The 21540-nt window shown below is 66.9% G+C and carries 13 protein-coding genes; 7 read left to right on the top strand and 6 right to left on the bottom strand.

Annotated elements, in window-relative coordinates; translation table 11 throughout:
- Positions 1–3: 3 nt before the first annotated feature.
- The 5 genes from ABLV49_RS19640 to glnE all read right to left on the bottom strand — a co-directional run bounded on the left by ABLV49_RS19640 (position 4) and on the right by glnE (position 9520).
- Complete coding sequence (locus tag ABLV49_RS19640) at positions 4–3138, bottom strand: efflux RND transporter permease subunit (RefSeq protein WP_349279120.1); 3135 nt, start codon at positions 3136–3138, stop codon at positions 4–6.
- Positions 3135–4325: an efflux RND transporter periplasmic adaptor subunit gene (locus ABLV49_RS19635; protein ID WP_349279118.1), complete on the bottom strand. Its 1191-nt coding sequence runs from the start codon at positions 4323–4325 to the stop codon at positions 3135–3137. The genes ABLV49_RS19640 and ABLV49_RS19635 overlap by 4 nt, the downstream gene beginning before the upstream one ends.
- Before the next feature lie 55 nt (positions 4326–4380).
- Positions 4381–5850 carry an efflux transporter outer membrane subunit gene (locus ABLV49_RS19630; protein WP_349279116.1) on the bottom strand — a complete coding sequence of 490 codons (1470 nt, stop codon included), beginning with the start codon at positions 5848–5850 and terminating at the stop codon, positions 4381–4383.
- Entirely contained in the window at positions 5847–6590 is a 744-nt protein-coding gene (locus ABLV49_RS19625; protein WP_349279114.1) for a CerR family C-terminal domain-containing protein, read from the bottom strand. Before ABLV49_RS19625 ends, ABLV49_RS19630 begins: the two co-directional genes overlap by 4 nt.
- A 110-nt stretch (positions 6591–6700) precedes the next feature.
- Positions 6701–9520, bottom strand: coding sequence for a bifunctional [glutamate--ammonia ligase]-adenylyl-L-tyrosine phosphorylase/[glutamate--ammonia-ligase] adenylyltransferase (gene glnE / locus ABLV49_RS19620; RefSeq protein WP_349279112.1), 2820 nt, complete (start codon positions 9518–9520; stop codon positions 6701–6703).
- A gap of 498 nt (positions 9521–10018) precedes the next feature.
- Between glnE and ABLV49_RS19615 the strand changes: the two genes are divergently transcribed.
- Genes ABLV49_RS19615 through ABLV49_RS19600 form a run of 4 tightly spaced genes read left to right on the top strand, consistent with a single transcriptional unit; the run spans position 10019 to position 17693 of the window.
- Positions 10019–14158: a YhdP family protein gene (locus ABLV49_RS19615; protein ID WP_349279110.1), complete on the top strand. Its 4140-nt coding sequence runs from the start codon at positions 10019–10021 to the stop codon at positions 14156–14158.
- Positions 14158–14964 (top strand): carbon-nitrogen hydrolase family protein, encoded by an 807-nt coding sequence (locus tag ABLV49_RS19610; RefSeq protein ID WP_349279108.1) that lies wholly within the window; start codon positions 14158–14160, stop codon positions 14962–14964. The genes ABLV49_RS19615 and ABLV49_RS19610 overlap by 1 nt, the downstream gene beginning before the upstream one ends.
- A gap of 4 nt (positions 14965–14968) precedes the next feature.
- Positions 14969–17065, top strand: a complete 2097-nt coding sequence (locus tag ABLV49_RS19605) for a two-component system sensor histidine kinase NtrB (protein ID WP_349279106.1) — start codon at positions 14969–14971, stop codon at positions 17063–17065.
- 1 nt (position 17066) lies between these two features.
- Positions 17067–17693 (top strand): response regulator transcription factor, encoded by a 627-nt coding sequence (locus ABLV49_RS19600; RefSeq protein ID WP_349279104.1) that lies wholly within the window; start codon positions 17067–17069, stop codon positions 17691–17693.
- 10 nt (positions 17694–17703) lie between these two features.
- On the opposite strand, the gene ABLV49_RS19595 is transcribed toward ABLV49_RS19600, so the two are convergent.
- Positions 17704–17850 (bottom strand): hypothetical protein, encoded by a 147-nt coding sequence (locus tag ABLV49_RS19595; RefSeq protein ID WP_198140655.1) that lies wholly within the window; start codon positions 17848–17850, stop codon positions 17704–17706.
- Between ABLV49_RS19595 and mltA the strand changes: the two genes are divergently transcribed.
- The 3 genes from mltA (at position 17798) to ABLV49_RS19580 (ending at position 21533) form a co-directional block, all read left to right on the top strand.
- Entirely contained in the window at positions 17798–19042 is a 1245-nt protein-coding gene (gene mltA / locus ABLV49_RS19590) for a murein transglycosylase A (RefSeq protein WP_349279101.1), read from the top strand. The two genes, ABLV49_RS19595 and mltA, sit on opposite strands and share 53 nt — an antisense overlap.
- Positions 19043–19061: 19 nt before the next feature.
- Positions 19062–19427 (top strand): hypothetical protein, encoded by a 366-nt coding sequence (locus tag ABLV49_RS19585; RefSeq protein WP_349279099.1) that lies wholly within the window; start codon positions 19062–19064, stop codon positions 19425–19427.
- A 129-nt stretch (positions 19428–19556) separates the two neighbouring features.
- Positions 19557–21533 (top strand): PhoX family protein, encoded by a 1977-nt coding sequence (locus tag ABLV49_RS19580; RefSeq protein ID WP_349279097.1) that lies wholly within the window; start codon positions 19557–19559, stop codon positions 21531–21533.
- Positions 21534–21540 lie beyond the last annotated feature (7 nt).

Below are 21540 nucleotides of genomic sequence, written 5' to 3'. Positions count from 1 at the left end.
CTCTCACGGCGCCACATCCCCAACCCGCACCGCTACTGCCTCAACCGGCTTCCCCCGCAGCTTCCCCGCCATGCGCCGGCTGAACTGCTCCAGGTCATCCATATACGTAAACACCGCCGGCACCACCAGCAAACTCAGCACCGTCGAGGTGATCAGCCCGCCGATCACGGCGACCGCCATCGGCGAGCGAAAGCTCGAATCCGCCGCGCCAAAGCCCAGCGCAATCGGCAGCATCCCGGCGCCCATGGCCAGCGTGGTCATGATGATGGGCCGGGCGCGCTTGTGGCAGGCGTCCAGTAGCGCGTCCCGCCGGCTCATGCCTGCGACCACCGGATGGCCGTCGCTGCCGTCGTGTCCGCGCCGCGCCACGATGGCGTACTCGACCAGCAAGATCGAGTTCTTGGTGGCAATGCCCATCAGCATGATCAGGCCGATCAGCGAGGGCATCGAAAAGCTCTTTTGCGCGATCAGCAGGCCGACGAAGGCCCCGCCCAAAGACAAGGGCAGCGCCGCCAGAATCGTCACCGGGTGCAAAAAGTCCTTGAACAGCAGCACCAGCACGATGTAGATGCACAGCACGCCGGTCAGCATCGCCAGGCCGAAGCTGGCGAACAGCTCGCCCATGACCTCGGCGTCGCCGATTTCCACCACCTTCACGCCGGCGGGCAGGTTCTTCACGGCGGGCAGTTCCTGCACCGCCTTGGTCACGTCGCCCAGCGGCAGGCCGGACAGCTCGATCTCGAAGTTCACGTTGCGCGAGCGGTCGTAGCGGTCGATGATGGCCGGGCCGCTGGCGATCTCCAGCGTGGCGACTTGGCCGAGCATCACCGGCCCCTTGGCGCCCGGCACCGAGAGCCGCTCCAGCACGCTCAAGTCCCGGCGCGCCGCGTCGGCCAGCTTGACGACGATGGGCACCTGGCGCTCGGACAAATTAAGCTTGGGCAGCGACACGTCATAGTCGCCCAGCGTGGCGATGCGCAGCGTGTCGCCGATCGCGCTGCTCGTCACGCCCAGGTCGGCGGCGCGCGCAAAGTCGGGCCGCACGGCGATTTCGGGGCGGATCAGGCTGGCGCTCGACGCCACGCTGCCCAGGCCGGGAATGGTGCGCAAGTCCTTTTCGACCGCGCGCGCGGCGGCGCCAAGGGCCAGCGGGTCTTCGCTGGTCAGCACCAGGATGTATTTTTCGCCAGATCCGCCGAGACCGACCTTGCTGCGCACGCCGGGCAACTGCTCCAGCGCGCTGCGCATCTGGTTCTCGATGCCCTGCTTGCGCGGCCGGTCGCCGCGTTCGGCCAGCTGGACGGTCAGCGTGGCCTTGCGGGTTTCGGCCGCGCCCGAGCCGGCAAACGGGTCGCTGCCCGCCGTGCCGCCGCCAATCGTGGTGTACACGCTGCGCACATGCTCGACTTTTGAAATCATCAGCCGCGCCTGTTCAGCCGCCGCTTCGGTCTGCTTCAGGCTTGAGCCGGGCTGCAATTCCAGATAAACCTGCGTCTGCGAGTTGTCGTCGGGCGGGATGAAACCGGTCGGCAGCAGCGGAATCAGCAAGATCGAGCCGACAAAAAACAGCGTCGCCATGACCATCGTGACCACGCGGTGCTTGAGGCACCAGGCGGCCGCGCGCATGTAAATCTTCAGCCAGCCGGGCTCCTTGTGGTCGCCGACGATGGGTTTCAGGATATACGCGGCCATCATCGGCGTCAGCACCCGCGCCACCACCAGCGAGGCGATGACCGCCAGCGCCGCCGTCCAGCCGAACTGCTTGAAGAACTTGCCAGCAATGCCGCTCATGAAGGCCGTCGGCAAAAACACCGCGACCAGCGTGAAGGTCGTGGCGACCACCGCCAGGCCGATCTCGTCGGCCGCCTCCATCGCCGCCTGATACGGCGTTTTGCCCATGCGCAGATGCCGCACGATATTCTCGACCTCGACAATCGCGTCATCGACCAAAATGCCGATGACCAGCGACAGCGCCAGCAGCGTGATGACGTTGATCGAAAAACCCAGCATCGACATGCCGATGAAGGCCGGAATCACCGACAGCGGCAGCGCCACGGCCGAGACAAAGGTGGCGCGCCAGTCGCGCAAAAACAGCCAGACCACCAGCACCGCCAGAATCGCGCCTTCGTACAGCAAATGCATCGAGCCGTCGTATTCCTCCTGCACCGGCTGGACGAAGTTGAAGGCTTCGGTCAGCACCAGGTCGGGGTGCTGGGCCTTGAGGTCTTTCAGCGCCGCCTGCACGGCCGCGCCGACGGTGACTTCGCTCTCGCCCCGGCTGCGCGCGACTTCAAAACCGACCACCGGCTTGCCGTCGAGCAGCGCGGCCGAGCGCGGTTCGGACACGGTATCGCTGACGGTGGCGACATCGCTCAGGCGAATCCTGCGGCCGTCGCTGAGCGCCAGTTCGAGCGCGCCCAATTCCTGCGCCGACTTGACGGTGGCCAGCGTGCGCACCGGCTGCTCGCTGCCGCCTAAGTCAGTGCGCCCGCCCGCGCTTTCGGTCTGCACCTGCTTGAGCTGGCGCGAGATGTCGGCGGCGCTGGCGCCCAGCGCTTGCAGCCTGGACGGGTCCAGCGCCACGCGCACCTCGCGCGTCACGCCGCCGACGCGATTCACCGCGCCGACGCCGCGAACGGCCAGCAGCTTGCGCGAAATGTCGTTATCGACAAACCACGACAGCGCCTCGGCGTCCATGCGGCTGGAGGCAATCGTGAAGGCCAGGATCGGCTGGCCGGCCAGATCGACCTTGGTGACGACCGGGTCGCGCACGTCGGCGGGCAGGTCCGAGCGCACGCGGGCGACGGCCGAGCGCACGTCGTCCACCGCTTCCTGCACCGGCTTTTCCAGGCGGAATTCGGCGGTGACGCTGACGCCGCCGTCCTGCACCTTGGTCATGATGTGTTTCAGGCCCTGCACGGTGGCAATCGAGTTTTCGAGCTTGCGCGCGACCTCGGTTTCGAGTTGCGCGGGCGCCGCGCCCGGCAGCGAGGCCGAGACGCTGACGGTGGGCAAATCAATGTCGGGAAAGTTCTGCACCTTCATCGCGTTGAAGGACAGCATGCCGCCAAAGGCCAGCAGCACGAACAGCATCACCGCCGGAATCGGGTTCTTGATCGACCAGGAGGAGACGTTCATGGGTTTGCTCCATTTTTAATAGCTACTGAGGCAGATGCAGCCTGCGCAGGAGGCTGATTTGAGTCATTTTCCTGGCCCAGGCGGACCAGATCGCCGTCGTTCAGGAAGCCCGCGCCATTGACAACGATGCGCGCATCGGGCATCAAGCCCGACACCACCTCGACGCGCTCGCCGGCCAGCCGCCCGGTCTGCACCTTGAGCTGGCTGACGCGGTTGCCGTCGCCCAGCCGGAACACGTAGTTGAAGCCGTCGCGCACCACCAGCGCGCGCTGCGGGATGGTCAGCGCGGTGGACGCGCCCAGGTCGAACTCGCCGCGCGCGAACATGCCGGCCCTGGCGGTCGAGCCCTTGCTGGCGGCCGATGGCAGATCGACATAGACCAGCGCCGAGCGCGTCAGCGGATCGACGCTGGGCGCCAGCATGCGCACGCGCCCGCGCAACTCGCCGCCGCTGGCCGGAACCACGCTGACCGGCAGGCCTTCCCTGATCCGGCCCAGTTCGCTGGAGGTGACCTCGGCGCGCCACTCCAGCCGGCCCTGGCGGATCATGCGAAACAGCTCGACGCCGTTGCCGACGACCGCGCCCACGGTGGCGCTGCGCGCCGAGATCACGCCGCTGTCGGGCGCCAGCACCTGCGTCTGCCGGCCGCGCAACTGCTGCGCGCCGAGCACGGCCTGCGCGGCTTCGGCGCGCGCTTTGGCGGTTTTCTCAAGCGTCAAATACTGGTTGATCTGCTGCGCGCTCAGCGCGCCCGAGCTTTGCAGGCTGCGCGCGCGCTCGGCGTTGGCGGCGGCATCGGCCGCGTTGGCTTGGGCCTCCAGCAAGCTGGCGCGCGCCTGCGCCACGTCGGCCTGCACGCTGTCCGTCGAAAACGTCGCCAGCACCTGGCCGGCCTTGACCACGTCGCCGACGTTGACGCGCACTTCGGTCAGCCGCAGGCCGGCCGATTCGGCGCCGATGACGGCCTCCTGCCAGGCGGCGATGTTGCCGTTGGCCGCCAGCGTGATCGGCAGGCGGATCGATTCGGGCAGGGCGGCGGTCACCGTCAGCGCGGGCTTGGGCGCGGCCTTGGGCGGGCTGGCTGCGGTTGAATCACGCTGGCTTGAGGTGAAAAAGTAAGCGCCGGCAGCGACGGCCAGCACGGCGATGGCGGCGGCGATGACGGACTTGGCGGTGGGTTTGTTCATGGTGAAAGCTCAGTCAGGAGGATGGCCGGGGCCGGTCTATCGGGCTATTGGTGGGCTATTGGGAGGAGGCGGGAGTCGGCGAAACGGCAGCGACGCCGGCCTGGAGCGGCGCCAGCGCCGGCGTCCAGCCGCCGCCCACGGCGCGGTACAGCGCCACGCCGGCCGCCTTGCGCTCCTGCTGCAGCGACACGCGGCTGATTTCAGCCGTCAGCAGCGTGCGGCGGGCGTCTTCCAGTTCAAGTAGGCTGGCCAGGCCGTTTTTGTACAGCGCTTCGGTGCCGGTGAAGGCGGCGCGGTAGCCGGCCACCGCCGCTTCGGCATCGCCCTGGCGTGCGTCGGTGCTCTGCAGGCTGACCAGCGCTTCCTCGACCTCGCGCACCGCCTGGCGCACCTTGGCGCGGTACAGGGCGGCGGCTTCGGCGTAGCGCGCCTGCGCGGCTTGGACATCGGCGGCGCGCCGGCCGCCGTCAAACAAAGGCAGGCTCAGGCTCAGCGGGCCGATGGACCAGGTGTCCAGGGTGACCGTGGTGCCGAGGGCGCGCGCCTGCGTGGCGCCGATGGAGCCGCTCAGCCCCAGGCGCGGGTAGCGCGCGGCCTGCGCACTGCCCACATCGGCGCTGGCGGCCGCGACTTCGCGCCCGGCGCTGAACACGTCGGGCCGCTGGGCCAGTACGTCGGCAGGTACGGATGCTATTGAAACAATAGCTGCTTGCGCCCGTTCCACCTGCGCAGGAGCCAGTTTTTGCCTTAAATCGGGCTCCGCCAGCCCGCTCAGGGCGACCAGGGCCTTCAGGTCCAGCTCGCACAGCGCGGCCTGGCGCGTAGCGCGGCCGCGCGCATCGGCGGCGCTGGCGCGGGCCAGCGCGTCGGTGGCGGGCGCGGTGAAGCCTGCCTGCTTGCTCAGGCCAGAGAGGCGCGCGGTTTCCTGGCGCGACGCGGCATCCAGCTGCGTCACATCGGCCAGCGCGCGGCAGCTGCGCAGGCTGTCGTACTGGTTGGCGACCTCGGCGGCCACCGACACGCGTGCCTCGTGCCACTGCGCATCGGCGCCCAGCAGGCGCTGCGCGGCCGCATCCAGGCTGGCACGGTTGCCGCCCGCCATGTCCAATTCCCAGGCCGCCTGCAGCCCGGCCTGCGCCGTCGTCACCACCGGCACGCTGTCCGAGCCGATGCTTTGCAGCGAGCGGCCCCGGCTCAGGCTGGCCGATGCATCGAGCGTCGGCAGCAAGGCGGCGCCGGCCGTCACCCGGGCGGCGCGCGCCTGCTCGATGCGCGAGCGCGCCGACGCCACCGTCGGGCTGACGGCCTGGGCGGCGGCAATCAGCTCGGCCAGCACCGGGTCGCCCTGCTGCCGCCACCACTGGCTCAGATCGGTCAGCGAGCCCTGGTGCGGCAGCGCCGCCTGCCACTGCGGCGGAACGGGCGCGGACACCAGCGGCGGCGCGGGCAGCGTGGCGCAGGCGCCCAGCCACAAGGGCAGCAGGCCGATCAGCAGGCGTGAAGGGGTTCTCAAGCGTGATGTCATGATTTTTCTGGTTGTTCCTGATAGGCCGGCGGCGGCTGGCGCTGCGCCGCTTCGATGTTCACCATGGCTTCGGCATACAGCACCATCTGGCTGACCCAGGCGTCAATCGCCTCCGGCTGCTCGATCAGCTCGGGCCGGATGGCCTGCACGCAGTCGCGCCCGATGAAAAGCTGCAGCGGCAGGCCGGTGATGCTGAAGGCCAGCCGGTGCAGGCCATCGTCCGCCGCCGAAAGCCCCAAGTGGCGGGCCAGCACCGCCACCAGCGCGGCGTGGGCGGGCTTGATGTCGTTGTTGATTTCCTCGGCCCACAAGCCGGTCGGCTCCAGCATTTCGCGAAAGTGCAGGCGCGTGCATTGCTGCACCAGTTCGCCTTGTTTCATCGGTGCCAAAAAACTGCCGATAAACGCCTGCAGCGATTGCCGCAAAGTGAAATCGGGCTGGTCGTACAGCGCCCGCTGGTCCTCGGTGCAGCCCATTGGTTCGGTGAACGCGGCGCGGTACAGCCCCGCCTTGTCGCCGAAGTAGTAGCTGATCGAGGCAATATTGGCGCTGGCGGCCAGGGCAATCTCGCGCGTCGATGTCTTGCTGAAGCCTTTTTCGGCAAACAGCCGGAGCGCGGTGTGCAGCAGGTTCTGCCGGGCCTTGGTGCCGTCAGCACGCTGACCGCGCGTTTCCTGGCTGGGCGGTTCAATGGGCGGCGATAACGGTGGTGACGGCGATAAGGGCAGGGCTGAAGTCATGAGTTTGATTAAACCATGACAATCAAACGATTGATTTAATTAAATCATTTGATTTAATCAGCTTGCAGGCAAGGGCACGGATGTTCTCAAGAACGGCCGCTTTCAGGCGCTCAGGCGTCGAACACCGTGCTCCACAGCTTCTGGATCGCTTCACGCTCATCCTGCAATTCGGGCGGCATGACCTGCGTCGGCGCTTCGTTCAGGCGCGCCACATGCTGCACGCGCCGCAGTTCGCGGTAGGCGCTGGCGGCATCCTGGCCCACGCCGCCCGGCAGCAGTCCGGCGCTTTCCGCGCGTAGCAAGAGGGCGATGTTGCCGACGTTATCGACCAGCTCCGGGTGCCGCGCCGATTCGGACAGCACCAGGAACTGCACCGCGAATTCGGCATCGACCATGCCGCCGGCGCTGTGCTTGACATCGAACTTGCCGCCCCGGATGGGGTGCGCGCCGCGTACCTTCTGGCGCATGTCCTCGATTTCCTGGCGCAGGGCCAGCGGGTCGCGCGGCGCGCTGATGACCGCCCGGCGCACCTCGTCGAAGCGCTGGCGCAGCGACTCGCTGCCCAGCACGAAGCGGGCGCGCGTCATGGCCTGGTGCTCCCAGGTCCAGGCGGTGTTGCTGCCGCGCCGCTGCTGGTAGTTGGCATAGGCTTCGAACGGCGTGCTGAGCAGGCCCGAATTGCCGTTGGGGCGTAGCGCGGTGTCGATCTCGTACAGGTCGCCTTCGCCGGTCTTCAGGGTCAGCCAGTTGATCAGCTTGCGAACGAAGGCGCCGTACACCTCGGGGGCGCGCTCGTCCTCGTCTTCATAGACGAACACGATGTCCAGGTCGCTGCCGTAGCCCAGTTCCTTGCCGCCCAGCTTGCCATAGGCAATGATGGCGAACTGCGGCTTGTCGCGGTGGCGCATCTTCAGGTGCCGCCAGCACCAGTCGGTGGTGAGGGCGAGAATCGCCTCGGCCAGCGCGCTCAGGTCGTCGGCCACCTGCTCGACCGTGAGCACGCCTTCCACGTCGCGCGCCAGGGTGCGAAATACCTCGACATGGTGGGCGCGCCGCAGCAGGTTCAGGCAGGTTTCCTCGTCATCCTCGCCGGTGCGCCTGAGCGCTGCGAGCCGTTGCTGCAGGTCGCTGGAAAAGGTGGCCGCGTCAAAGCGCTCGCGCATCAGCTCGTCGCTGGCCAGCTCGTCGATCACGCCGGGGTGCTGCATCAGGTAGCGCGCCGGCCACTTGGCCGCGCCCAGCAGCCGCAGCAGCCGCTCGTGCACCGACGGGCGCTCCATCAGCAGCGCCAGGTAGCTTTCGCGCCGCAGCAGCGGCTCGATCCAGTCGATCAGCCGCAGCGCCGCCTCTTCGGTCACGCTGCCTTCGAGCAGCCAGTGGGCGGTGCGCTGCACCAGCCGGCTCAGGCGCGCGCGCGATTCCTCGCGCAGGGCCAGGATGCGCGGATGCTGGCACCACAGCGCCAGGCGGCTCCTGAAGTGCGCCGGCCACTCGGGCGGCAGCTGGTCGAGCAGGTCATCGAGCTGCTGGGCCGGCCTGTCGCCCGCTTTGCCGCAGCCCTTGCCATTGCACTTGGGCTGGCCGCCGAGCAGCCGGTCGAACTCGCCGGCGACCAGTTCGCGGTGGCTGTCCAGGTCGCACAGGAAGGCGCAGCAGTCGCCGTAGCCCAGCGTCTGCGCAATCCAGGCCAGGTCGTCGTCGCGCGTCGGCAGCACATGCGTCTGCTGGTCGTCCAGGTACTGGATGCGGTGCTCGACGCGGCGCAGGAAGTCATAGGCGCGGGCCATGGCGTCGGCGGTGTCCTGCGGCATCAGCCCGGCATGGGCGACGCGCTGCAGGGCGTCCAGCGTGGGCCGGGTGCGCAGTTCGGGAAACTGCCCGCCGCGCACCACCTGCAGCAGCTGCACGGTGAATTCGATCTCGCGGATGCCGCCGCGCGACATCTTCACGTCGTTGGCGCGCTCGGGATGGCCGGCGCAGCGCTTGGCCGCATGCTCGCGGATTTGCCGATGCAGCACGCGCAGCGCATCGAACACGCTGTAGTCGAGGTAGCGCCGGAACACAAACGGCAGCACCGGGCCGCGCAGTGCCCGCGCCGAGCCACTCTGGATGCATTCGAGCGGCGCCACGACGCGGCTCTTGAGCCAGGCAAAGCGCTCCCATTCACGGCCCTGCGCCTGAAAATATTCTTCCAGCGCGCTCAGCGACACCGCCGCCGGGCCGGAATTGCCGTTGGGCCGCAGCGCCAGGTCAACGCGAAACACAAAGCCGTGCTCGGTGGCGTCGCCAATCAGGCTGAACACCGCCCTGACCTGGCGCGCGAAATACTCGTGGTTGGAAATCTGGCCCCGGCCGTCGGGGCGGCCGGCCGTGTCGCCGTCATGGTCATAGACGTAGATCAGGTCGATGTCGCTGGACACATTGAGTTCGCGCGCGCCGAGCTTGCCCATGCCGACCACCCACATTTGCGCCGGCACGCCGCCCGGGGCCTGGGGGGCGCCGTGCTGCGCATCGAGCGCTTCCCGGGAGTGGCGCATGGCCACGTCCAGCGCCAGTTCGGCCAGCTCGGTCATGGCGCGGGTCACGACCCCCAGCGCAACGCCAGCCCCCTCGGGGGGCAGCGAACCACACGCAGTGTGGAGCGTGGGGGCTTCTTGACTGCAGTCCAGCACCACCAGCCGTTCCAGAACCAGCTGGCGCAACACGCGCAGGGCGGCGCCGGTTTCCAGGCCGCCGGCCAGCAGCGCATCGAGCGTGGCCTGCATCATGGCGCGCACCGGCTCGCCAGCCGGCAGCAGCGGCATCTGTGCGGCATAGCGGCGGCGAATGCGCTGGACGTAACGCGAGTACGACGAAGCCGGCGAGGTGGCCGGGGCGGTCAACCCCACGGCAACAGGGGTTGTTGGACAGCCAGTTGAGGAATCGGTCATCAGTTTGCGCGTGAAACCCCGGCCTTCAGGCCGGGGAGGTAGAGCGCGGGATGCGAAGCATCCCCCCTGCTTTGGTGACGTACCTGTCGCGTCCGTTTTTGCCACCAGTGAATAAGGTGCAGGCTTTTCACCTGCTCGGCCTTTCGGCTAGCCCGTAAGGGCCTTGTGACCCACGCCTTGCGGCGTATGTCCCCTCGGGAATGTCAGCAACCGGCTCCTGCTTTTGAGGGCAGCGACTAAAACCTTCGACCCTTTACCTTTGGTCTGCATGATTAAAGCCTTGCAGAGCAGCAAACTGAGGAAGCATTCGCTGGTGCGTCTGAACGACCTGTTACTAACGTAGCGGGTTGGTTACCGCTTTCCCTGCTTCAACCTAACTCTTTGTCTTTCGACTCCAAGCTCCGGCCTTCAGGCCGGGGTAGTTGACCACACTACTTCACAAACTTCGTGGTTCTGCGCCGGCCGGTTTTACCGTCGGCGGTCATAATTCTCAGGTCAATGGAGCCTACCCTTACCAGCCCGCCAGTTTTGCCAGCCTTGCCGTCCCGACGCCTGCGGTGGATTGCCGTGGCCCTGCGCGGCCTGCTGTGGCTGGTCGCCTCGGCCTGGCTGCTCTTTGGCCTGAGCTGGCTGGTGCTCCACGGCTGGATTGTGCCGCGAATCGCCGAGTTTCGTCCGCGCCTGGAAGCCCAGGCCAGCCGGGCGCTCGGTGTGCCGGTCCGCATCGGCCAGATCACCGGGCGCTCGGAGGGCGCCATTCCCTCCTTCGAGCTGCATGACGTCAGCCTGCTCGATGCGCAGGGGCGCGAAGCGGTGCGGCTGCCGCACATTCTGGGCGCGCTTTCACCTTCCTCGCTGTGGGGACTTGGCTTTGAACAACTGGTGATCGAGCGGCCCGAAGTCGATATCCGGCGCGCGGTTGACGGAAAAATCTTTGTCGGTGGCCTGGATGTCTCGAAGGACAGCGACACCGGCCACAGTGCCATGGCGGACTGGCTGTTTTCGCAGACCGAATTCATCGTGCGCGGCGGCACCGTGCGCTGGACCGACGAGATGCGCCAGGCGCCGCCGCTGGCCCTGAGCCAGGTCGATGGCGTGATGAGGAATGGCCACCGCCGCCACCTGATGCGCCTGGACGCGACGCCGCCGCCCGAATGGGGCGAGCGTTTCAGCCTCAGGGGCATCTTCAGGCAGCCGCTGCTCTCTAGGCGAACCGGCGATTTCGCGGCCTGGACGGGGCAGGTGTACGGGGACTTTTCGCATGTCGATGTGTCGCGCATCCAGCGCCATGCCAGCCTGGAGTCGCTGGGGCTGGCGCTGAACCGGGGGCAGGGCGCCTTGCGCGCCTGGCTTGAGGTCGGCAAGGGAAAAGTCACCGGCGCACTGGTCGATGTGGCGCTGCGGGACGTGGACGCCCGGCTGGGCAGCCGGCTGGAGCCGCTGGCTTTTGAATCCCTGGCCGGGCGCATGGGCGCAAGCCAGCATGCCGGCGGATTTGATGTCAGCACCGAAGGCCTTCAGTTCCGCCTGCAAGACGGCCTGCAGTGGCCAGGCGGCAACCTGGCGCTGGCTCACACCCGCGCGTCGCGGCGCGGACCCGAGCAGACCATCCTCAAGGCCGACAGGCTGGACCTGGCCGCCCTGGCCCGGATTGCCAGCCGCCTGCCGCTGGACAACGCAGCCCAGGCGCTGGTGGCTTCTTTCGCGCCCCGGGGGCTGGTGGAAACGCTGGATGCCCGCTGGCAGGGGCCGCTTGATTCACCCTCGACCTTTGCGGTCAAGGGCCGTGTGGCGGGGTTGAGCGTGGCCGCGCTGCCGGCCGCAAGCGCCCTGCCGGACACCCCTGGCCGGCCCGGCGTCAGCGGCGCGACGGTGGATTTCAACCTGACGCAGGACGGCGGCCAGGCCAGCGTGAAGATTGCAAAAGGCGCTCTGGAGGTGCCCGGAATTTTTGAAGACTCGAAGCTGGCGCTCGACCGCTTGTCCACTGAGGCGCAATGGAAGCTCTCGGGCGAAAAAATCGATCTGCAATTGCGCGATGTGCAGTTTGCTAATGCCGACGCCCAGGGCCAGGCGCAGGTGCGCTGGCGCACCGATGACCGCGCCGCCGGCCCGCCCGAAGCCGGGGGCTCGCCGGATCGCCGCTTCCCCGGCATCCTCGACCTGCAGGGCAGCCTGAGCCGGGGCGACGGCAGCCGCGTGCATCGCTACCTGCCGCTGGTGCTCGGAGACGATGTGCGCCACTATGTGCGCGACGCGGTGCTGAAGGGGCAGGTCAGCGACGTGAAGTTCAAGGTCAGCGGTCCGGTCGAATACCTGCCTTTCGCCGATCCGGCCCAGGGGGATTTCCAGGTGTCGGCCAAGGTGAAAAACGGGCATTTCGTCTATGTTCCCAAAGCGCTGCAGCCGCCGGGCGCGGCGCCCTGGCCGGCGCTGACCGAACTCAATGGTGAACTGCTGTTCAGCCGGGCGTCGCTGGACGTGAAGGGCGCCAGCGGCAAGGTCGCCGGCCTGCCGGGACTGCAGCTGGTCAAGGGCGAGGCCCGCATCGCCGACCTCGAACACCAGGCGACGGTGGAGGTGGCGCTGGACATCAAGGGCGCGCTCTCGGACGCGCTGGGTTTTGTCAACACTTCCCCGGTCGGCGAGATGACCGAGCGCGCCCTGGCCAGCGCCACGGCCGGCGGCGCGGCCGACTACCGCTTTCGCCTGCGCCTGCCCATCAATGAGATTGACAAATCGACCGTCGAGGGCAGCGTGACCCTGCCGGGCAATGACGTGAAGTTCGTGCCCGAGGCGCCGCTTCTGGCCCAGCTCAAAGGCGTGGTGAACGTGACCGACCAGGGCTTTACCGTGGCCGGTGCCCAGGCGCGGCTGCTCGGGGGCGACGTTCGCATCGACGGCGGAACCCGGCCCCTGGCGTCTGCAACCGGCCCCAAGACCAGCGTGGCCTTCAGGGCGCAAGGCGCGGTCACGGCAGAAGGGCTGCGCCAGGCCAAGGAGCTGGGGCTGGCGTCGCGCGTGGCCGAGCATGCCAGTGGCAGCACGGCCTACACCGCCTCGATTTTGTTCCGGCGCGGCGTGCCGGAGGTGATGGTGTCCAGCAGCCTGCAGGGCATGGCGCTGAGCCTGCCGCCGCCGCTGGCCAAGACGGCCGAAGCCGCGTTGCCGATCCGCTTTGAGAACGTGCTGCTGACCGGCTCGATGGAGGCTGGTCAGGCGCTGCAGGACCAGCTGTTGGTCAGCATCGGGCGCGTGGCGGCCATCAGCTACCTGCGCGACCTCAGCGGGCAGGAGGCCCGCGTGATCCGGGGCAGCATCGGCGTGGGGCTGGACGCGGGTGAAGCGACTCCCGCGCCAGAGTCCGGCGTGGGGGCGAACATCAACCTGGCGCGGGTGGACCTGGATGCCTGGGAAAAAGTCCTGAACGATGCGTCCGGCGGCGTCATGGCGCAGGCCGCCGCCAGCCCTTCTACCGGGCCGGCGGCCGCCATGAGCTATCTGCCCAACGTGATGGCCATACGCGCCAGGGAATTGAAGGTGCAGGGGCGCAGCCTGAACCATGTGGTGGTGGGTGCCAGCCGCGAGGGCCTGAACTGGCGCGCCAACCTCAATGCCGCCGAGCTGGACGGCTACATGGAGTTTCGCCAGCCCGGCGCGCAGGGCGCCGGCCGCGTCTATGCGCGGCTGTCGCGCCTGAGCCTGGCCGCCAGCGAGGCGAGTGAAGTCGAGGCCATCCTGGACGAGCAGCCGGCCAGCATTCCGGCGCTCGATATCGTGGTCGAAGACCTGGAGCTGCGCGGCAAGAAGCTGGGGCGGGTTGAAATCGACGCGGTCAACCGGGGCGCCACGGCGGCCGAAAGCGGCGTTCGCGAGTGGCGGCTGAACAAGTTCAATGTCATCCTACCCGAAGCCATGCTGACCGCCACCGGCAACTGGGCTGCGGCCCTGCCCGCCGGGCGCCGCCGGTCGGCGATGAATTTCAGGCTCGACATTGCCGATTCTGGCGAGTTGCTCAAGCGCCTGGGCATGAACGGTGTGATCCGGCGCGGCAAGGGCACGCTCGAAGGCCAGATCGACTGGATGGGTTCGCCGCTGAGCCTGGACTATCCGAGCCTGGGCGGGGAGTTCCATGTGAACGTCGCGTCCGGCCAGTTCATGAAGGCCGACCCGGGCATTGCCAAGCTGCTGGGCGTGCTCAGCCTGCAGTCCTTGCCCCGGCGGCTGACGCTGGATTTCCGCGATGTTTTTTCAGAAGGGTTTGCGTTTGACTTTGTTCGCGGCGATGTCACGATTCGTCAGGGCGTGGCGCACACCAACAACCTGCAGATGAGCGGCGTCAATGCCGCCGTGCTGATGGAAGGCCGCGCCAGCATTGCCGATGAAACGCAAAACCTCAAGGTGGTCGTGGTGCCTGAAATCAATGCCGGCACGGCCTCGCTGATTGCCACGGCCATCAACCCGGTGGTCGGCCTGGGCAGTTTTCTGGCGCAGATGTTCCTGCGCCGCCCGCTGATGGAGGCGGCCACCCAGGAATTCCAGATTGACGGAAGCTGGTACGACCCCAAAATCACGAAAATTGATCGCAAGGCCCGGGCCAAGTCCCCGTCTGGCGAACTGACTGTGGAGAAACGCTGATGAAAATAGCCGCCATCCAGATGGTTTCAGGTACTGGCGTTCAGGGCAACCTGGACGCTGCGCGGGCGCTGCTGGCGCAGGCCGCGGCGCAGGGCGCCGAGCTGGCCGTGCTGCCCGAGTATTTTTGCGTCATGGGCATGAAGGACACCGACAAGCTCAAGGTCCAGGAAAAATCCGGCAGCGGCCTGATCCAGGACTTCCTGAGCCGCTCGGCGCGCGAGTTGCGGCTGTGGATCGTCGGCGGCACATTGCCCACCGCGACCGGCGATGCGGGCCGGGCGCGCAACAGTTCCCTGGCCTATGCGCCCTCGGGGGTCTGCGTGGCCCGCTACGACAAGATGCACCTGTTCCGATTCACGCAGGGCGGTGAAGACCACGACGAAACCCGTGTGCTCGACGCCGGGACGCAGCCGGTGCGCTTCGAGCTGGCGTCGCGTGACGGCCACATCTACACGGTCGGCCTGAGCGTCTGTTACGACCTGCGCTTTCCGGAGCTGTACCGCGCCCTGAAGGCCGACCTGCTGCTGGTTCCCAGCGCCTTCACCTACATCACCGGCCAGGCGCACTGGGAGTTGCTGCTGCGCGCCCGGGCGATTGAAAACCTGGCCTATGTGGCCGCCGCCGCGCAGGGCGGACTGCACGAGAACGGCCGCCGCACCTGGGGCCACAGCATGGTGGTCGGGCCATGGGGCGAAATTCTGGCGGAGCAGGCCGAAGGGCCAGGCGTCGTCATGGGTGAGGTGCTGCATGCCCGGCTGCAGGAAGTTCGCCAGCGCCTGCCCGCCTTGAGCCACCGGGTGCTATGAGTTGATGAGCCTGAAGTTTCCCCGGCTGGCCCGTTGGGCCAGCCAGCGCATTTCCCTGTGGCTTGTGCTGCTGGCGTTGCTGGTGGCCCTGCTGGGGCTGCTGATCTGGCTGGCCGGGCGCTACGAAGCGAGCGTGCTGCAAAGCCGGCTTGAAGACAATGCGGCGCAAGCCGTGACCGATATCCGCTCCGGCCTGAACCGCAACCTTCAGGCTTTTCAGGCGCTGCATGTCCGCGAGCGCGGCCTTGACGCCTGGCAGGCGCCGGCAGGCCAGCTGCTGCATGAGCACCGCGAAATCCTGCGGCTTGAGTGGCGCAACGAAACGCTCGGCATGCTTGGCTTTGTCGAGACACCGTTTCGCAAGCCGGTGTTCGAAAAGCTGGACCGCCCCAGCCTGCAGGCCGATGTGAGCCTGACCTGCACCTCTGCGCGCCGCCTGAGCGGCCCGGCTTATTCGCTCAGCTATTTTCTGCCGCAATCCGACGGGCTGGGCATGGAAGTGATCGACATGTGCCAGCCCCTCATGGAGTCGGGCCGCCTGACGGGCTATATCGTGGCCACCTATTCGCTGCAAAACCTGCTGGCCGAACTGGTCAGCAAGCCTTTGTCGCAAGGCGTCGGGCTGTCCCTGACCGAGGCCGACGGCACGCGCCTGGCGATGTACGGGGTGTCGGCACGCGGAAGCCGGGCGTTCGTGGCCCGGCAACTGCTCGACTTGCCGGGCAGCACGATGGTGGTCAGGATGGAAAGCCGGCGCGGCACCCCGGCCCTGTTTCCCAACGTCCTGACGGCGCTGGTGACCGCGATGTCGCTGGTGCTGCTGGTCGTGCTGTTCCTGCTGGGCCGCGACATGCGGCGGCGCCTGCAGGTCGAGCACGACCTGGGCGAGGCGCTGGCCTTTCGCAAGGCGATGGAAAACTCGCTGCTGACCGGCCTGCGCGCTCGCGACCTGCAGGGCCGCATCACCTACGTCAACCCGGCTTTTTGCAAGATGGTGGGGGTCGATGCCCAGGAACTGCTCAACCAGAGCATGCCTTCGCCGTACTGGCCGCCGGAACTGGCGAACGCCTACCAGCGGCGCCAGGAAATGCGCCTGGCCGGCAATCAGCTGCCCCGGGAGGGCCATGAATCGGTCTTCATGCGCAAGGACGGCACGCGCTTTCCGGTGCTCATCATGGAGGCGCCGCTGATCAACGCCGTGGGCAAGCACACCGGCTGGATGAGCACCATCCTGGACGTCAGCGAGCAGCGCCGCACCGAAGAACTCTCGCGCGCCAGCCAGGACCGCCTGCAGGCCAGCGCCCGGCTGGCCATGGTCGGCGAGATGGCTTCGCTGCTCAGCCACGAGCTGAACCAGCCGCTGGCGGCGATTTCAAGCTACGCCACCGGCTCGCTCAATCTGTTGCAGGACGAAGCCAAGGGGGATCGCGCGCCGGATGCGGTTGCGCTGTTCGATGACCTGCAGCTGGCCATGAGCCGCATTGCAGAGCAGGCCGAGCGGGCCGGCAGGGTCATCAAGAGCGTGCATGACTTCGTGCGCAGGAGCGAAAGGGTGCGCGAAGCGGTCCCGCCGCGCGCGCTGCTCGACGCCATCATGCCGCTGGTGAGCCTGCAGGCGCGCAAACTCGGCGTGCAGGTGGCTACCGTGGTCGATGACACCTGCCCGCCCGTGCTGTGCGACCGCACCATGGTCGAGCAGGTACTGCTCAACCTGGCGCGCAACGGCATGCAGGCCATGCGGGGCTGCAACGATGCGCAAACCGCAGCGCCAGCCTCGTTGCAGCCCGACAAGGTGCTGACATTGCGCATTCGCCCGGCCGCCTCCAATGCGCAAAGCCAGTGGGTTGAATTTGCGGTGATCGACCAGGGCGAAGGCATTTCCGGCGAAGTGGCCAGGCAGCTGTTCACCCCCTTCTTCACCACCCGCAAAGAGGGCATGGGACTGGGCCTGAGCCTGTGCCGCACCGTGATCGAGCAGCACGGCGGTTTCCTCGGCTATGAAAGCGTCCGGCCGCAAGGTACCATTTTCAGTTTTACCCTGCCGGTGGCCGTCATGCCCGGGGCCGGGGAAGACGCGCATCACCCGCTTGAAGAAAGTTGAAATGGAGCCAATCCACAATGCCACCGTTTATATCGTCGATGACGACAAGGGCGTGCGTGACGCGCTGGCCTGGCTGCTGCGCTCCCGGCGCCTGCCCAGCGAAGCGTTCGCCAGTGCCGAGGCCTTCGATGCGCGGGTGGCCCATGGCTTTGAGGTCCGCTCGCCTTCGTGCGTGCTGCTCGACGTGCGCATGGGCGCCCTGAGCGGGCTGGCCATGTTTGAAAAACTGATTACCTACGGCCTGCTGCCCACCCTGCCGGTGATTTTCCTGACCGGCCATGCCGATGTGCCGACCGCCGTCGATTCGGTCAAGCGCGGCGCCTTTGATTTTTTTGAAAAACCTTTTTCGGACAACGCCCTGGTGGACCGGATCGAGCAGGCGCTGGTCCAGTCGGCCGCCGCGCTGGTCCAGCGCAGCCAGGCCACCGGCCTGCGCGCGCAGCTCGACAGCCTGACCGAGCGCGAGCGCGCGGTGATGCTGCTGGTGGTCGAAGGACTGCCCAACAAGCTGGTCGCCGACCAGCTCGACATCAGCGTGCGGACCGTCGAAGTCCACCGGGCCCGGGTTTTTGAGAAAATGGGCGTCAAGTCGGCCGTCGAGCTGGCCAATCTGCTGCGCAATCTGTAGCGGATGGCGCTTATTTCCCATCCTTCTTCGTATCGGACGCAGCGCGCGCCGATCCGTCCTTCAGTTCGCCTTTTTGACGGCCAGAAAACATCGTCCACCACACAATGAACACCAGCAACAGCAGCGCACCCAGCGCTTCGAGTAAAAGTAAGGCCATGATCTGTTCCTGGAAAGCGGTTGAAGGCTTGACGCGCTGGCTGCCGTCGTTGCGCAAGGCGTCAATTATCGCCATCGCCGCAGGGCTGGCGGCCTGCACCAGCGTGCCCCTGCCGCCTGCGTCTTCTTATCCGGACGGCGTGCAAGCCCCGGCCGTGGTGCTGCGCCCTGGCGAGGCGGGTCCGCTGCCGCCGCCCCGGCTGCAGGGGAAAAGCCGCTGGGTCGCGGTGCACTGGGCCGAATTGCCGGGGTTCGAGGAAGACTCGCTGTTTGAAGCCTGGAACGCCTGGATCAAGAGCTGCGAGCGGCCCGGCCCGGTGTTTGCCCCGCTGTGCAGCGAGGTGCGGCGACTGAGCATTGCCTCGCCCAGGGAGCAGCGCGACTGGATGGTCGCCCGGTTGCAGCCCTACCGCGTCGAGTCCCTGCAAGGGGTGTCCGAAGGCCTGCTCACCAGCTATTACGAGCCGGTGCTCAAGGCCAGCCGCCAGCCGGGCGCCGGCTATGACGTGCCCCTGTACCGGCCGCCCACGGGCCTGGGCAACCGCCGGCCGTGGTTTTCCCGCCAGGAAATAGACACCCTGCCCGAGGCGCGCGCCGCATTGCGCGGCCGCGAAATTGCCTGGGTGGACGACCCGGTCGAAGTGATGTCGCTGCATATCCAGGGATCGGGCCGGCTGAACATCACCGAGCCCGACGGCTCCCGGCGCGTGGTCCGCGTGGCCTATGCCGGCTCCAACGAGCAGCCTTTTCGCAGCGTCACCCAGTGGCTGCTGGACCAGGGCGAAGGCCGCATGGTCGCGCCCTGGGTCGAGTCGACCAAGGCATGGGCCGCGAAAAAGCCGCAGCGCGTGCAGCAAATGCTCTGGAGCAACCCGCGCTACACCTTTTTTCAGGAGCAGCCCTTGAGCGACTTTGACGCGGCGTTCGGCCCCAAGGGCGCGCAGGGCGTGGCCCTGACGCCCGGCCGCTCCATCGCCGTCGATCCGGGCAGCATTCCCTACGGCACGCCGGTCTGGCTGGCATCGAGCGGCAATGCGGCCAGCCTGCAAAAGCTGGTGCTGGCGCAGGACACGGGCAGCGCCATCGTGGGTGCCGTCCGGGCCGACTATTTTGCCGGCACGGGCGTTGACGCCGGCCTGCTGGCCTCGCGCGTCAACCAGCCGCTGCGGCTGTGGGCGCTGTGGCCCAAATAAACATGAAAGGAACAGAACCATGAACCCACACTCCAGCAAACGAATGGCCTGCGCGATGACGCTGGCGGGCCTGGCGGCGCTGGCCGGCTGCGCGGGGATGAATCGCAATGTGCCCTCGGAGTCGCCGGTCAGCGCTTCCTCGGGGCCGCCGGTTTATGCATGCGAGCAGAACCTGAAATTCAGCGTCAGCTTTGCCAATGACACGGCGGTGCTCAAAGGCGCGCGCGGCGACGATGTGCTGCTGCGCGATGCCGGCGGCCAGGGCGCGCAGACGGTTTACAGCAATCAGCGACTGCGCGCCGAGTTTGGCCTGGGCGCCGGCGGACGCGAGGCGGTGCTGCAGTATCTGCAGCAGCCCTTGATGGCGCGCTGCCTGCGCGACTGAAGCGGGGCTCTGGGCGGCACGGGCTGTCATCAGGCTGCAACATGGGCAGGCGACAGTACGCGGGTCATGTAACCCGCTGACGCCGGCCTTTTTCGCCGTGCGCAGTTTATTTGCCCGGAGCGAAATCCCATGAAGCCTGTTGCCACCTTGTCCCGCCGCCGCGCCCTGCAATTTTTCGCGGGCGCGCCCATGCTGCCGCTGTCGTCAACTTTTGCCGGAAGTTTTCTTCTTGCCGGTTGCGGCGGTGGCGATGATGCGGTGGCCGCGCCCGTTGTACCGTCGGCGACCCTGAGCGGCGTCAGCTTTTCTTCCATGCCCGCGCCCACGCTGGCCAATGCCGCCGCCATGGCCACGACCACGGTCGGCTCGGTCATGAGCGTCAGCTTCAGCGACAGCAGCAAGGCCGATTTCAAGCTGGCCTACCAGCCCTTCTTCGTCACCGGCGACATGGTTTCCGATGGCAAGGGCGGCCAGGTGCTGGCCGGCGGCTATTTCGACATCTACAACAACAAGATCATCGACAAGACCGTGGCCGGCAAGGAACGCCAGTATTTCTCGGATGCGCCGGACGGCACGTCGCTGCTGAGCGTGCCCGGCGCCAAGGTCGATGGCGTCAAGGGCAACACGGTGTTTGCCGTGGTGCAGTTTGAATACACCAGCTGGGCGCAAGACACCAAGACCGATATGTACGGCAAGCTGCCATCGCCCATCGCCGTGCTCACGCTCGACCAGGATCCCAAGACCGGCAAGCTGACGCTGGTGAAATACCACAACGTGGACACCTCGAAGGTGCATGGCCTGTGGATCACCTGCGGCGCCAGCCTGTCGCCATGGGGCACGCACCTGTCCAGCGAAGAGTACGAGCCCGACGCCTTTGCCATTGCCAGCAGTGCCCAGTTCAAGGCCTACAGCCAGAACCTCTATGGCGATGAAACCAAGGCCAACCCGTACCACTACGGCCACATGCCCGAAGTCACGGTGAATGCCGACGGCACCGCTTCCATCAAGAAGCATTTCTGCATGGGCCGCATCTCGCACGAACTGGTGCAAGTCATGCCGGACAACCGCACCGTGCTCATGGGCGACGACGCCACCAACAGCGGCTACTTCGTGTTCGTGGCCGACAAGGAAAAAGACCTGTCGGCCGGTTCGCTGTACGTCGCCAAGGTCGGTACGGGCTTTTCCATCGACCCGCAAGCCACGGCGGCTGCCGCGCTGAGCTGGATCAAGCTCGGCTCGGCCAGCAGCGCCGAAATCGAAGCGCTGGCCAACACGCTCAAGCCGTCCGACATCATGACCGTGGTCAGCAAGGATCCGGGCGATGCCACGTTCACCAAGACGGTTGCCAACGGCAAGACCGAGTGGATCAAGCTCAATTCCGGCATGGAAAAAGCCGCCGCCTTCCTTGAAACCCACCGCTATGCCGCCTACAAGGGCGCCAGCATGGGTTTCACCAAAATGGAAGGCACGACGGTCAACATCAAGGACAAGATCGCCTACTCCGCGCTGCAAAATATCCAGGACTCCATGATTGTTGGCGGCAAAGGCTACACCGCAGGCAACGGCATTTCACTGGCAGCTCCTCTGAAGGCCGGCGCCGTCATGGCGCTCAACCTCAAGGGCGGCCAGAAGGACGACAAGGGCGCGGCCATCAACAGCGAATGGATGCCGGTGGACACCAGGGCCCTGCTGGCCGGCGAAGACATCGCCGCCGACGCGCTGGGCAACACCGCCAACCCCGACAAGATCGCCAACCCCGACAACCTGAAGTTCTCGGAAAAAATGCGCACGCTGTTCATCGGCGAAGACAGCGGCCAGCACGTCAACAACTTCCTGTGGGCCTACAACATCGACACCAAGGTGCTGTCGCGCATCATGTCGATTCCGTCCGGCGGCGAATCGACCGGCCTGCACGCCGTGGACGAGCTGAACGGCTGGACCTACATCATGAGCAACTTCCAGCACGCCGGCGACTGGGGCGGCATCCATGGCAACGTCAAGGCCACGCTCGACCCGCTGATCAAGGCCAACTACAAGGACAAGTTCGGCGCCGCCGTGGGCTACCTGACCGGCGAGCCGACGCAGATGAAGCTGGCGAAGGCCTGATGCCAGG

This window comes from Polaromonas hydrogenivorans (genome assembly GCF_040105105.1).
GTDB classification, from domain to species: domain Bacteria; phylum Pseudomonadota; class Gammaproteobacteria; order Burkholderiales; family Burkholderiaceae_C; genus Polaromonas; species Polaromonas hydrogenivorans.
Note: the sequence above shows the minus strand (reverse complement) of the source record. Positions and strands in the feature narration are given on the sequence as shown.